Here is a 13768-nt window from a genome sequence, read left to right as displayed (position 1 = left end):
ACGGGAACCACGCCTATGTTTTTATTGAACGAAGAGCAGCCGAACTTCACGGCGGATACCGGCGTATATTCTTATCTGGTATGGGTCATCTTCGTCCTGATTGCAATTGTCGCCCTTATTGTTTTTTTGATCCGCTACTTGGGCAAAAGAAATCGGGGCTGGTTCGGCGGCCGCTCTGTCCGTACACTCGGCGGAGTCGGCCTCGGCCAAAATAAATCGCTGCAGATCGTCCAAATCGGCGGCAGCATTTATTTGATCGGCGTCGGCGAGGATATCTCGTTGATCGACAAAGTCTCCGGAACCGAAGAAGTGGAGCAACTGATCGAGGCGTTGGAGCAGGAAAGTGCCGGTCCGAACCTGACTCTGCCCGCCTGGGCGGAGAAATTCACATCCAGATTCCGAAGCGGTTCCAGCGCTCCCGCGGAAGCGGAAGAGCTTGAAGCGGCTTCGTTCCAACAGCTGTTCGAGAGCAGGCTGAAGGAAGCCACAGATCGCCGGCGCAAGGTTGACGATTTGTTGGAAAAAGAGGAATCTGCTGACCGATCGAGGGAACCATGAAAAAAAAGTTAACGATTACCTTTGTTCTGCTGCTTGCTGTCGCGTTCATTCACATTCTGCCGTCCGCGCATGCGACCGGCACGGAGAATCCGATCCCGAATATCGATCTTCAGATAGGCGGGGATTCGGAAGGCGCGCCCGCAACAAGCACGTTGTCCGTCCTTCTTTTGATTACCGTTATCAGCATCGCGCCGGCTCTGCTGGTCTTGATGACGAGCTTTACACGCATCGTTATTGTGCTCAGTTTCGTCAGAACGTCGCTCGGTACGCAGCAAATGCCGCCGAATCAGGTGCTCGTGGGACTGGCACTTTTTTTGACTCTTTTTATCATGTCTCCTACGCTGTCGTCCATTAACGATACGGCCCTTCAGCCTTATATCCGGGGCGAATTGACGCAGATGGAGGCGCTGGACGAAGCGTCCGTGCCGATCAAGGAATTCATGTTCAAGCATACACGGGAGAAAGACCTTCTGCTGTTCATGGATTACACGGGAGCCGAAAAGCCTCAAAGCTTCGAAGATATCCCGTTGACGGTCATGGTTCCGGCTTACGCCATAAGCGAGATGAAGACCGCTTTTCAGATGGGCTTCATGATTTACATTCCTTTTCTGGTGATCGATATCGTCGTATCCAGTACGCTCATGGCGATGGGGATGATGATGCTTCCGCCGACCGTTATTTCGCTGCCGTTCAAAATTTTGCTGTTCGTGCTCGTGGACGGTTGGTATCTGGTCGTCAAGTCGCTGCTTCTCAGTTTCAATTCGGGCTGAGCCGCTGAAGATCGGATGAATTCGGGAGGGAAACGACATGGATTCAAATTTCATTATCGGTCTCGCCGGCCAAGCCGTGTATGTCGTGCTGAAGGCCAGCGCCCCGATGCTGATTCTGGGCCTTGCAGTCGGCCTGATTGTCAGCGTATTCCAGGCGACGACGCAGATTCAAGAGCAAACGCTCGCTTTCGTGCCGAAGATCGTGGCCGTCATGCTTTCGATTTTGATCTTCGGTCCATGGATCCTGAATACGCTCGTCGATTTTACGTACAATATTTTGAATAACCTGTATTTGTATATCGGGTAAGGCCGGTCGATGATGATAAATTTGATGCAGGCTTTTCCGGTGTTTTTGCTTATGTTTTGCCGAATTACGTCTTTCTTCGTCGTGGCGCCTTTGATTTCTTCGCGCAACGTGCCGACCCGGTTCAAGGTGGGGCTGGCGACGATGGTGGCGCTGCTCGTTTACTTGAGTTTCGGGACGAACCAGACGGCCGCGTTCGACGGCGGTTACGTGCTGCTGATCATACGGGAAATTCTGATCGGACTGATGCTGGGGTATGTCGCGAACTTGATGCTGATTGCCGTTCAGATCGCGGGAGCGATTCTCGATATCCAGATCGGCTTCGGGATGGCGACCGTATTCGATCCGACGACCGGGGCGGTTACTCCGCTTACGGGACAATTCAAGTACATGATCGCCATGCTTCTTTTCCTGTCGATGAACGGACACCATAGGCTGCTTGACGCCATCGTCTACAGTTACAACTGGGTTCCGATCGACAATCGGCTTTTCGTCGAGATTTACAACGGCAGCCTGACCGAATTTTTCTTAAAAGCTTTTGCGGCAGCCATGATCCTTGCTTTCCAAATGGCGGCTCCCATCGTCGTCTCTTTGTTTCTGACGGACGTGGGACTCGGATTCCTTGCAAAGACGGCTCCGCAGTTCAATATCTTTGTTATCGGCATTCCGATCAAGATTATAGTAGGGCTTCTTTTACTTTTGTTGCTGATGCCGAGTTTGTCTTACATTTTCGATCATTTGTTTTCGCTGATGGCCGAAACCATGCAGGGATTTTTGGGAACGGTCGGAGAGCGGCCCGGTTCGGCCGGTTCATGACGGACAGCGAGAGGAGGCAGGAAGATTGGAGCTTAGGCATACGCTCGACCTCCAGATGTTTGCCGGCGAGAAGACGGAAAAAGCGACGCCGAAAAAGCGGGACGAAAGCCGAAAAAAGGGCCAGGTCGCAAAAAGCCAGGAGCTTCCGGGAGCTGGCGTTCTGCTTGTGTCCATCGCGATTCTGATGATTTTCGGGGACAACTTCCGTACGGTCATTACGCACCTGTTCACGGACGTATTCGCAAACCGGATGAACATGGAGATCACGATCGACAATGTCATGAATATGATGATGCAGTACATGCTGGAGATCATGAAGCTGCTCGCTCCCATTTTCATCGCCGTCATTTTTATCGACATCGCGGCCAGCTTCGGCCAATACGGACTTTTGTTCGTAAGCGAGGGACTCAAACCCAAATTCAGCAAACTCGATCCGATCAAGGGGTTCAAAAATATTTTTTCCCTGCGGTCGCTGGTCGAATTGGCAAAGTCGTTGCTGAAAATGACGATAATCGGTTTTCTTGTATACAGCACGCTGCAGGGAGAACTGGATACCATTTCCAAGCTTCATGCCATGTCGCTGGAAGACACTTTGCAGTTTGCGGGTTCGGTCACTCTGTCGCTCGGTATCAAGATCGGCTCGGCCCTCCTTATCTTGGGGGCATTCGATTATATGTATCAGAAATACGAATTCGAGAAAAGCATCCGGATGTCGAAACAGGATATCAAAGACGAGTATAAAAAAGCGGAAGGCGATCCGATGATCAAAGGCAAAATCCGCGAACGGCAGCGCCGCATGGCGATGCAGCGGATGATGCAGGACGTTCCGACCGCCGATGTCATCATTACCAACCCGACGCATTATGCGGTAGCGCTCAAATACGACGGTACGCAGATGCAGGCTCCGGAAGTCGTGGCCAAAGGACAGGATTTCGTCGCGCTGCGGATTCGGGAGATCGCAAAAGAAAACGGCGTCATGATTATGGAAAACAAGCCGCTGGCACGCGCTTTGTTCGCCCAGGCGGAGATCGGGGACACGGTTCCCGCGGATCTCTTTCAGGCGGTGGCCGAAGTGCTGGCTTATGTATATAAGTTAAAAGGGAAAGTGAAGTAATCGAGCCCGGAGGGAGAAAAATTATGAAGAAAACGGACATAGTGGTTCTTGCCGGGGTGCTGGCAATCGTCCTGATGATGATTCTGCCGATTCCCACCTGGCTGCTCGACGTCCTGATCGTTATCAATATTGCGGGCGCAATGCTGATCATGCTGCTCGCGATGAGTACCAAAGAAGCGCTCCAATTTTCCATCTTCCCGGCGCTGCTGCTGATTACGACGCTGTTCCGGCTGTCGCTTAACATTTCGACGACCAAGCTGATTCTCGGTCAAGCCGATGCCGGCTCGGTCGTCGAGACGTTCGGCAAGTTCGTGGCCGGCGGCGAGATCGCGATCGGCTTCATCGTTTTCCTGATTTTGGTCGCTGTCCAATTTATCGTTATTGTCAAAGGTTCGGAACGCGTAGCCGAAGTAGGAGCGCGCTTTACGCTCGACGCGATGCCTGGCAAGCAGATGAGCATTGACGCCGATCTGAACGCAGGCCTGATCAATGAGCAGCAGGCGCGGGAAAGACGTTCTAAAATCGAGCGCGAAGCGGACTTCTACGGCGCAATGGACGGTGCGAGTAAATTCGTCAAAGGCGACGCGATCGCCAGTATCATCCTGCTGATCATCAACTTGGTCGGCGGTTTCATTATCGGGATGACCATCCACGGAATGCCGTTTTCGGACGCGCTGTCGACGTATTCGATCCTGACGATCGGGGACGGTCTGGTCAGCCAGATTCCGGCGCTGCTGATTTCCACGGCATCTGGTCTGATCGTCACGCGCGCCACTTCGGAAGGCAACCTGGCCGACGACGTGGTAGGTCAGCTGTTTTCTTATCCGAAGCTGCTGTACATCGTGGCTATCGCCATCGCCCTTCTGGGTTTCCTGACTCCGATTCATTTGTTCTCGACGCTGCCGTTGGCCCTCCTGCTCTTCTACGCCGCCCGGCGCATGCAGACGAACCTGAACAAACAGCAGGTTGCCGAGGAAATGCAGGTGGAGGAGCAGGAGATCGAGGAAGTGCGCAGCCCGGAAAGCGTCGTCAGCCTGCTTCAGGTGGATCCTATCGAATTCGAATTCGGCTACGGCCTGATTCCGCTGGCGGATATGCAGCAGGGAGGCGATCTGCTTGATCGGATCATCATGATTCGCAGGCAGTGCGCGTTAGAATTGGGATTGGTCGTTCCGGTCATCCGGATTCGTGATAATATTCAATTGAGGCCGAACGAGTATATTATCAAAATCAAAGGCAATATCGTCGGCCGGGGCGAACTGCTGTTGAACCATTACCTCGCCATGAGCCCGGGCTTCGACGACGAGAGCATCACCGGCATCGAGACCATGGAGCCCGCTTTCGGCCTTCCGGCCCTGTGGATCGACGAAGCGACCAAGGAACGGGCGGAACTGTCCGGCTATACGGTCGTCGATCCGCCTTCGGTCGTCGCTACCCACTTGACCGAACTGGTGAAGCGTCATGCGCACGAGCTGCTGGGCCGTCAGGAAACGAGAGCGTTGATCGACAACCTCAAAGAGAATTATCCGGTTCTGGTCGACGAGCTTATCCCTTCGGTTTTGGCGATCGGAGACATTCAAAAGGTATTGGCCAAACTGTTGAAAGAAAAAATTTCGATCCGCGACATGGTGACGATTTTCGAAACGCTGGCCGACTACGGGACCTATACGAAGGATCCGGATATTTTGACGGAGTATGTGCGGCAGGCGCTTTCCCGCCAGATTACGCAGCAGTTTACGCAGCAGGGGGAAACGATGCGCGTGATTACCGTCGGGCCGAACCTCGAAAAGAAAATCGCGGAAAGCGTGCAGCAGACCGAACAGGGCAGTTATCTGGCACTCGATCCTGTATCCACGCAGACGGTATACCAGAAGCTGACCGAGCAGGTTAACCGGGCGATTCAATCGGGCCAACAGCCGATTCTGCTCGCGTCGCCGACGATTCGCATGTACATGCGCCAAATCATCGAACGAACGATGCAGGACATCCCGGTGCTTTCTTACAGCGAACTTGAACCGAGCGTCGAAATTCAAAGTGTCGGAGTGGTGAATTTATGATCGTGAAACGGTACGTAGTGGAAACGATGATTGAAGCGATGCAGAAGATTCGTACCGACCTCGGATCGGACGCCGTCATTCTAAGCACGAAGGAAACAAAAGTAGGCGGCGTATTCGGCTTGTTCGGCAAAAAAAAGCTGGAAGTCGTGGCGGCGCTGGAAAACGACAAAAAAGAAACGGAGCCTGCGCAGGCGAATGCCGCGGCGGCTCCGCTGCCCGTTCCGGCAGCTATTCCTCGCAGCGCGGGAGCGGGCGCTTACCGAAAAGCGAGCGCTTCGGCAAATCCGGAGCAGATTACCGGAAAATCGGTGCAAACGGCGCCGAAAATCGAAAAAAATGAAGAAACTGAGCCCTCGGGCTCAGGTACGGGGAACCTATATATAAAACCTGAGCCCCAATCTTCCGATAATTTTACTAACGGGAGCGTTCTGTCCACGGCGTTTCCGGAAAACGGACCGATCCTTCCGAAAGAAACAGCCCCGGGTTGGCAGGCCGAGCAGCAGCTGCAGCTTGAAAAAAGCGTGCGCGAGCACAAAGGCGAGCAGGTTCTGGCCAAGGAGGATCGCCTATACCAAGAGCTGCATCAGATGAAGATAATGATCGACAAGCTTTCCAAACAAAAGGACGAAATCGAACCGCTGCCCGATAATTTGGAACGGCTGATTGAACGCCTGCGTGAACAGCATGTCGACGAAGGCCTGATCGAGGAGTGGCTGAATGCGGTGCGGGAGGGAGAAGAACAGACGTACTCCGAAGCTTCCGCGGATGAACTGCGGAAAAAGATTCGCAGCTTTGCCGAGACGCGGGAAGGGGGAGGCATCGACGAGCAGACGCGTATCGTTTACGTGGCCGGACCGACCGGGGTCGGGAAAACGACCACCATTGCCAAGTTGGCCGCCGAGCAGATGTTCAAGAAAAAGCGGAAAGTCGGGTTTATTACTTCCGATACGTACCGCATTTCCGCGATCGAACAGCTTCGGACCTATGCGTCGATCCTCAACGTCCCGCTCGAAGTCGTGCAATCTCCGGGGGACCTGCAGCGCGCTTTTCAAAAACTTGAAGGCTGCGATCTGATTCTGATGGACACCGCCGGGCGAAATTATCGAAACGAACTGCTGGTGTCCGAGCTTCAAGCTTTGATCGCTCCCGCCGAATACAGCGAGACGTACCTTGTGTTGAGCCTGACGTCCAAATTTATGGATATGGCCGAAATTACCGACAACTTCAACCAGTACAAGCTCGACAAAGTCGTCTTCACCAAAGCCGATGAAACCGGAAGCTTTGGAAGCATCTTCAGCTTGCTGTATCGTTATCCGCTTAAGTATTCTTACATCACGAATGGACAAAACGTGCCGGATGATCTGCTGCTTCCCCGCGGAGACCTGCTCGCCGACGTCCTGCTGGGAGAACAAAGCTTATGACTGATCAGGCCGCGGCGCTCAGGGAGTTGATTTCCTCGCTTCGCACCGACCCGTCGAAACAGACGGAAACCTCCGGACCCTCGGGAAAAACAGCGCATATCATTGCGGTGACGAGCGGAAAAGGGGGTGTCGGGAAATCGAATTTCACCTTGAATTTCGCTCTTGAACTTCAGAAGTTGGGACGAAGGGTGCTTGTATTCGACGCCGATATCGGAATGGCCAACATCGACGTCCTTATGGGCGTCCGATCGCAGTACAACTTGTTTCATTTGCTGAAAAGGGAAAAAAGCATGAGCGAGATTATCCAAACGGGACCGAATTCGCTGCCCTTTGTGGCAGGCGGATCCGGCCTGACCGAACTCTTCTCGCTTTCCGAGGAAGATCTGCTGTATTTTACCCGGCAGATCGAGGAAATCGCGCAGGACATGGATTACGTTCTGTTCGATACCGGGGCGGGACTGTCCAAGGAGACCATCCGATTCATTACGGCCTCCGACGAATGCATCGTGGTGACCACGCCGGAGCCGACTTCGATTACCGACGCTTACGCACTTGTCAAAGTCGTTCACGATCTGGAGAGCGAAGCTCGCTTCCGGCTGGTCGTCAACAGGGCGTCGGATTACAGGGAAGCGCAGCAGACGGCGGACAAGATCCGGCTCGTCGCCGAGAAATTTTTGCGGTTGGACATCCCGGTTCTCGGCCATGTCAGCGACGATCCCCATGTAAGCCAGGCGGTCAAGAAGCAGACGCCTTTCTCTATCCGATTTCCAAACAGTCAGGCTTCGAAAGACATCCAAGAACTGGCGCTTCGTTACACGCAGCATTCCTTACAGGTTCGAGCCGATTCGCCGAAAGGAATCAAAGGTTTTGTGCGCAAACTATTAAAACGGTGAAACTGATTCTGGAGCAGGACAGGAGTTGAGGACATGACGCCATATCGCGTGCTTGTGGTCGACGATTCAGGCTTTATGCGGAAGATCGTAACCGACCTGATCGAAAAAGACGTATCGTTTTCCGTAGTCGACACGGCTAAAAACGGACGAGAAGCCGTCGAAAAAGTCAGAAAAATCAAACCGGACATCGTAACGATGGACGTCGAAATGCCGGAAATGAACGGACTGGAATCGCTGCAGCATATCATGCGGGAATATCCGCTGCCCGTCATCATGCTGTCGGGCATCAACGAAGAGGGCGTGCGCGAAACGATCATGGCGCTGGAAGCCGGCGCATTCGATTTTATTCGCAAGCCCTCGGTGTCCAGCTCGCAGGATATCGAAGCGGTCGGCGAAGCGCTCCTCCGCCAGCTTCATGCGGCGGTACACGATTCCTCTTGGAGGAAAGACAAGCCGTCTTCGCCGCCGGCCGTAGGATCGGCTTCTGCGGAGAGCCCGGCTCCCGAACTTCCGGTTTCGGCGGACGTACCGCCCGCCGAAACCGGGAAGCGGGAAGAACGGGCGCCCGAAACGCCGCGTCCGAAAAACGAAACGCCGGTTCCGGAAGCCCGGCCGCGCAAAGATTCGCCGCCCGCCGCTTCCGCTCCGCCGCGCAGCGCTTCTCCGGCGCCGAAACCGAAAACGCCGCCGGCTCCGGCACCTCAGCCTTCCGTTCGTCCGTCGGCGCAGCCGCCGAGCGTTCGCGAAGAGAGAAAAACCGAGCGCCCGGCCGCTGCGCGGCCGACGGCTTCCCGGCCGTCCGTTCCGGCGGACAAGCCGCAGCCGCGGAACGAATCGGCCGCTCCGGCCAGAAAGCCGTCTTCCGCGCCGGCTCCCGCGCCGAAGAGCCAAGCTCCGAAAGCGCCGGAACGTTCGGCTGCCCCGCCGGCCGCTTCGCGCTCGCAGGGCGGCGATCATATCGATCAGATCGTCGCGGTCGGCTGTTCGACGGGCGGGCCGCGGGCGCTCAAGGAACTGCTGGAAAATATTCCGGCTTCCTTCCCGGCCCCGATCGTCATCGTGCAGCATATGCCGCCGAAATTCACCCACTCGCTGGCGCAGCGTTTGAATACGCTGAGCCCGCTGGAGGTCGTGGAAGCGCAGCACGGCATGCCGCTGCGCAAAGGCACGGCGTATATCGCGCCGGGAGCGCAGCATCTGCTCGTGAAACGTACGGGCAGCGGACAGTATGCGATTGAGCTGTCCGACGCTCCGCCGCAGAACGGGCATAAGCCTTCGGTCGGCGCCATGTTCGACTCCATTCTGCCGATGAACGAGATTCGCCGGCATGCGGTCATCATGACGGGCATGGGCAGCGATGGGGCCAAAGAAATGAAAAAGCTGTACGACTCGGGGATTTCCACCACGATTGCAGAAAGCGAAGAAACCTGCGTGGTTTACGGCATGCCTCGGTCTGCCGCCGAATTAAACTGCGTGATGCATCTGCTTCCTCTGCCGCAAATTGCAACAAAATTGAACCAGGTCGTTAAAACTTAACTGCACTTTAATGGAGGAGGTGTCTCACGATGGACATGAATCAGTATCTATCCATGTTTATTGATGAGTCGAATGATCATCTGCAATCGTTGAACGAAAAAATGCTGGAACTGGAAGGAAGCCCGGAAGATATCGGTATCGTACAAGTTATCTTCCGTTCCGCGCATACGTTGAAAGGGATGGCGGCTACCATGGGCTTCGAAGACCTGGCCGCTCTGACCCACCAGATGGAGAATGTGCTCGATCTGGTTCGTAACGACAAGCTGAAAATGCAAAACTTTATTTTTGACACCCTTTTCAAGAGCCTTGACGCGCTCGAAGCCATGGTTCAGGACATTACCCAAGGCGGCGAAGGCAAAGCCGACGTCTCCTCGATCGTGGCTGCCCTGCAGGCGATCGTACGCGGCGAAGTGCCGAGCGGAGAAGCCGGCGGCGCTTCGGCGGAAGCCGCCGCATCCCCGGCCGCTTCCGGACCCGCAGTTTCCAAAGAACAGGTTCAGCTGGACGAATTCCAGTATTCGATTCTCGAACAGTCGTTGGCGGCAGGACATCGCGTGCTGTATATCGAAGTTTCCATTCGGGAAGATTGCCAGCTGAAGGCGGCGCGGGCTTACATGGTATTCGACCTGCTGGAACGCAGCGGCGAAGTCGTGAAGTCGCATCCGACCGTTCAGGAAATCGAGCAGGAGAAATTCGATCGCAGCTTCTCCCTTTACTTCATTACGGAAAAAGATCCGCAGGAACTGCGCACGATGATTTTGAACTTGTCCGAAATCGAGGAAGCGAAGTTGGTGCCGGTGGATTCCGATACGCTGACTCAACTGGCTGCGAAAAGCGAGGCGGAAGCCTCGGAAACCGCGCCTGCGGCAGAGACGTCCGCAGAGCTGCCCGCGGCGGACCAGACGGCGGCTTCTGCCGGCGACAAAGAAAAGCAGCCTGCTGCGGCCAAAAAGATCGTCGCCGCGCCGTCGCGTACGATCCGGGTGGATATCGAACGTCTGGACGTACTGATGAATCTGTTCAGCGAGCTGCTGATCGACCGCGTACGTCTGGAACAGCTGGCGACCGAGATTAAGAGCCAGGAACTGACCGAGTCGGTCGAGCACATGGGCCGTGTCAGCAGCGACCTGCAGAACATTGTCATGAAGCTTCGGATGGTGGCGATCGATACCGTATTCAACCGCTTCCCGCGGATGGTACGGGATTTGGCCAAGTCGCTGGGCAAAAAGCTGGATCTGGTCATTACGGGTGCGGAGACGGAGCTCGATCGGACCGTCATCGACGAAATCGGCGATCCGCTCGTGCACCTGCTGAGAAACTCGGTCGACCACGGTATCGAATCGATCGCCGAACGGATCGCCGCCGGCAAACCGGAAACGGGAACGGTTAATCTGCGTGCTTTCCACAGCGGCAACCATGTCTTCATCGAAATTCAAGACGACGGCAAGGGGATCGATCGCAACAAGATACTGGCATCGGCAATCAAAAAAGGAGTCGTGACGGAAGAAGAATCCCGCACGATGACCGACGAACAGGTTTACCAACTGCTCTTTGCGGCAGGATTCAGCACGGCGGAGAAAATTTCCGACATTTCCGGCCGCGGCGTAGGCCTTGACGTCGTCAAATCCAAAATCGCTTCGCTCGGAGGCCATGTGACGGTTACGTCGACGCTCGGCGAAGGCACGTTGTTCTCCGTACAGCTGCCGCTGACGCTGTCGATCATCTCCGCGATGATGATCCGTCTGGGTTCCGAAAAATACGCAATTCCGCTGTCGTCGATCGTGGAGACGGGGATCATCCGCAAGGAGCAGGTCCGCAACGTGCACGGCAGCAAGCTGATTCCTTACCGCGATGCGCATATTCCGCTTATGTCGCTGAGCCGTTTCTTCGATGCTCCGGACTACAGCGAGGACGACGAAGAAGAAACAGAGATCGTCGTCATCCGCAAAGGAGACCGCCTGGCGGCGCTGGCCATCGATTCGTTCATCGGCCAAAACGAAGTCGTCATCAAAAACCTGGGCAAATACCTGCCTCAAGTTCGCGGCATCTCCGGCGCGACCATTCTCGGGGACGGTCAGGTAGCTTTGATTCTGGATCCGAACGCGCTGATCAAGTAGTGGGGGCCAAGCGCCGGGGCAATTTCAACTCGAAATAAGGGCCGGCGCTTGATTCGGGATCTCGAAAGCCGGAATCGACAGAAGGAACAGTTAATGCGGGCAGGGAAACAGGCCCAATAAAGGGGGATTTTTTGTGGCAGAACAAATTAAAGTAATTGTGTTTGCATTGGGTAATGAAGAGTACGGTATCGACGTGGATAAAGTGCGTACAATCGAACGCATGATGCCGATCACCCGCGTACCGAAGACTTACTCGTTCATTAAAGGCGTCATCAACCTGCGCGGGGTGGTTATTCCGGTCATCGACCTGAGAGGACGCTTCAATCTCGAGGAGACGGAATACAACGATCAAACTCGGATCATTATCGTTGCGGTCGGCGAAATGGAAGTCGGTTTTATTGTCGATGCAGCAAACGATGTGGTTGACCTTGACCGCGACAGCATCGATTCTCCACCCGAAGTCGTCGGAGGAGTCAAGGCGAAGTACCTGGACGGTGTCGCCAAAGTCGGCGATGATCGCCTGCTGATCATGCTGAATTTGGCGGAAGTATTAAACCGGGGTGAAGTGGCGCACCTCGAGCAGTTAGAGGACTAAAGCATGGAAATCTTTTCGAAGCTGGAAGGGTTCAAGCTCGACGTTCTGAAGGAAGTCGGCAATATCGGTGCGGGCCACGCTGCCACAGCGTTATCGCAACTGCTGAATAAACCGATCGATATGGCCGTTCCGAAAGTTCAAATCCTTCCGTTCGAAGATATCGCGGAGAAAGTCGGCGGCCCGGAAAAAATCGTGCTGACCGTCTTCTTCCGGGTCGAAGGCGATGCGCCCGGCAATCTGTTCTACATTATGGCTCCGGAGGCCGGCAAGTCGCTGCTTCAGCGGCTCGGGGCATTCGTGCCGACGGATGGATTGGATCTGACCGAGATGGAGCAGTCGGCTCTCGGCGAGATCGGCAATATTTTGGCGGGTTCGTACCTGTCGTCGTTGGCGGATTTTACCAACCTGGCGATGTCGCCTACCGTGCCGGCGCTTGCGCTCGACATGGCCGGTGCGATTCTCAGCTACGGCATGATCCAGTTCGGCGAGATGGGCGACGCGGCCCTGCTGATCGATACGACTTTCGTGCAAGGCAACGATGAGGTCGAGGGGCAATTTTTCCTCATTCCGGATCCCGAATCGTTCGATAAAATTTTTGCGGCGCTTGGAGTTCCGTTTGACAATGACTGACGCGCAAAATTTGGTTAAAGTCGGCATGGCTGATCTGAACGTAGTCGGGAATTCCGGAATTCTTCGTACGACGGGACTCGGTTCCTGCGTCGGTTTGACGCTTTACGATCCGCAGATCAAAGTAGCCGGCATGGCTCACGTCATGCTTCCTTCATCGGACATTGCACGAGAGAGCCAGGTCAATATCGCCAAGTATGCGGATACGGCTCTTCCGGTTCTGGTGGACAAATTGGTCGAGTTGGGAGCGGTTAAACGCCGCTTAATCGCCAAAATGGCCGGAGGCGCCCAGATGTTTGCGTTTGCCGGCAGCGGCGACACGATGCGTATCGGTCCCCGAAACGTCGAGTCCTGCAAAGAAATGCTGAAGAAGTTGGGCATTTCCCTGCAGGCCGAAGATACGGGTGCCAATTACGGACGAACGATCGAAATCAGTTCGGAAACCGGAATTTTGACTATACGCAGTGTTCAAAAAGGGGTAAAGGAATTGTAGCTGATGAAGGGAACCATACGAGTTAATCTGATATTCGCTTTGATCGGATTTGTTATTACTTTTTTATTTGCGGTCCGAACCAATCTTCCCGTAACCAGTTTGATTCGGGGAGGCATCGGAGCGGCGGTCTGGTTTCTCCTGGCGTTTCTTTTTCGCATCGTGCTCGGGGCTCTCGAGCCGCTGCCTAAAAACAAGACAGGCGGCGGCTCTTTGCCGCCGGACCTGGCTGCGAACGAAGAAGTTCGCGGCGCCAGACTCGATATGGTGACGCCGGATGAAAGCGACGAACTGAATGATTTATTGAAGCCGGATGCGGATAAGACTCGACACATCGAAGAGCGAACGGTTCAAGAAAACGGATTTCAGCCGCTCAATCCGCCGAAGCTCGTATCGACGAAAGAGAAAGACCCCGAAGAACTGGCGAAAGCCGTACGTCATCTCACGGAGGATGAAGGAGGGAGATAGCA

General features: G+C 54.8%; 14 protein-coding genes. All 14 read left to right on the top strand.

The window, feature by feature from the left end; genetic code table 11:
* The first annotated feature begins 15 nt into the window (after positions 1–15).
* The 14 genes from GYN08_RS09205 (at position 16) to GYN08_RS09140 (ending at position 13766) form a co-directional block, all read left to right on the top strand.
* The gene (locus tag GYN08_RS09205) at positions 16–558 is read left to right on the top strand and encodes a flagellar biosynthetic protein FliO (RefSeq protein WP_166273928.1); all 543 of its coding nucleotides are present in this window, start codon (positions 16–18) and stop codon (positions 556–558) included.
* Positions 555–1328: a flagellar type III secretion system pore protein FliP gene (gene fliP, locus GYN08_RS09200; RefSeq protein WP_166273927.1), complete on the top strand. Its 774-nt coding sequence runs from the start codon at positions 555–557 to the stop codon at positions 1326–1328. The genes GYN08_RS09205 and fliP overlap by 4 nt, the downstream gene beginning before the upstream one ends.
* Before the next feature lie 37 nt (positions 1329–1365).
* Positions 1366–1635 (top strand): flagellar biosynthesis protein FliQ, encoded by a 270-nt coding sequence (gene fliQ, locus GYN08_RS09195; protein WP_166273926.1) that lies wholly within the window; start codon positions 1366–1368, stop codon positions 1633–1635.
* 12 nt (positions 1636–1647) lie between these two features.
* On the top strand, positions 1648–2448 hold the full coding sequence (gene fliR / locus GYN08_RS09190) for a flagellar biosynthetic protein FliR (RefSeq protein ID WP_166274422.1): 801 nt from the start codon (positions 1648–1650) through the stop codon (positions 2446–2448).
* 25 nt (positions 2449–2473) lie between these two features.
* Positions 2474–3562 carry a flagellar biosynthesis protein FlhB gene (gene flhB, locus GYN08_RS09185; protein WP_408015054.1) on the top strand — a complete coding sequence of 363 codons (1089 nt, stop codon included), beginning with the start codon at positions 2474–2476 and terminating at the stop codon, positions 3560–3562.
* Between the two features lie 23 nt (positions 3563–3585).
* Positions 3586–5619, top strand: a complete 2034-nt coding sequence (gene flhA, locus GYN08_RS09180; protein ID WP_166273925.1) for a flagellar biosynthesis protein FlhA — start codon at positions 3586–3588, stop codon at positions 5617–5619.
* Positions 5616–7040, top strand: a complete 1425-nt coding sequence (gene flhF, locus GYN08_RS09175) for a flagellar biosynthesis protein FlhF (RefSeq protein WP_166273924.1) — start codon at positions 5616–5618, stop codon at positions 7038–7040. Before flhA ends, flhF begins: the two co-directional genes overlap by 4 nt.
* A complete protein-coding gene (locus GYN08_RS09170) occupies positions 7037–7933 on the top strand; it encodes a MinD/ParA family protein (protein WP_166273923.1) in 897 nt (298 codons plus the stop codon). The genes flhF and GYN08_RS09170 overlap by 4 nt, the downstream gene beginning before the upstream one ends.
* Positions 7934–7966: 33 nt before the next feature.
* Entirely contained in the window at positions 7967–9469 is a 1503-nt protein-coding gene (locus tag GYN08_RS09165) for a chemotaxis protein CheB (RefSeq protein WP_166273922.1), read from the top strand.
* Between the two features lie 29 nt (positions 9470–9498).
* Entirely contained in the window at positions 9499–11586 is a 2088-nt protein-coding gene (locus GYN08_RS09160) for a chemotaxis protein CheA (protein ID WP_166273921.1), read from the top strand.
* Positions 11587–11719: 133 nt separating this feature from the next.
* Positions 11720–12181, top strand: a complete 462-nt coding sequence (locus GYN08_RS09155) for a chemotaxis protein CheW (RefSeq protein WP_166273920.1) — start codon at positions 11720–11722, stop codon at positions 12179–12181.
* 3 nt (positions 12182–12184) lie between these two features.
* Positions 12185–12811 (top strand): chemotaxis protein CheC, encoded by a 627-nt coding sequence (locus tag GYN08_RS09150; RefSeq protein ID WP_166273919.1) that lies wholly within the window; start codon positions 12185–12187, stop codon positions 12809–12811.
* Entirely contained in the window at positions 12804–13301 is a 498-nt protein-coding gene (locus tag GYN08_RS09145; RefSeq protein WP_166273918.1) for a chemotaxis protein CheD, read from the top strand. The genes GYN08_RS09150 and GYN08_RS09145 overlap by 8 nt, the downstream gene beginning before the upstream one ends.
* 3 nt (positions 13302–13304) lie before the next feature.
* Entirely contained in the window at positions 13305–13766 is a 462-nt protein-coding gene (locus GYN08_RS09140) for a hypothetical protein (RefSeq protein WP_166273917.1), read from the top strand.
* Positions 13767–13768 lie beyond the last annotated feature (2 nt).

The sequence above is a fragment of the Saccharibacillus alkalitolerans genome (genome assembly GCF_011090185.1).
Lineage (GTDB): Bacteria > Bacillota > Bacilli > Paenibacillales > Paenibacillaceae > Saccharibacillus > Saccharibacillus alkalitolerans.
Note: the sequence above shows the minus strand (reverse complement) of the source record. Positions and strands in the feature narration are given on the sequence as shown.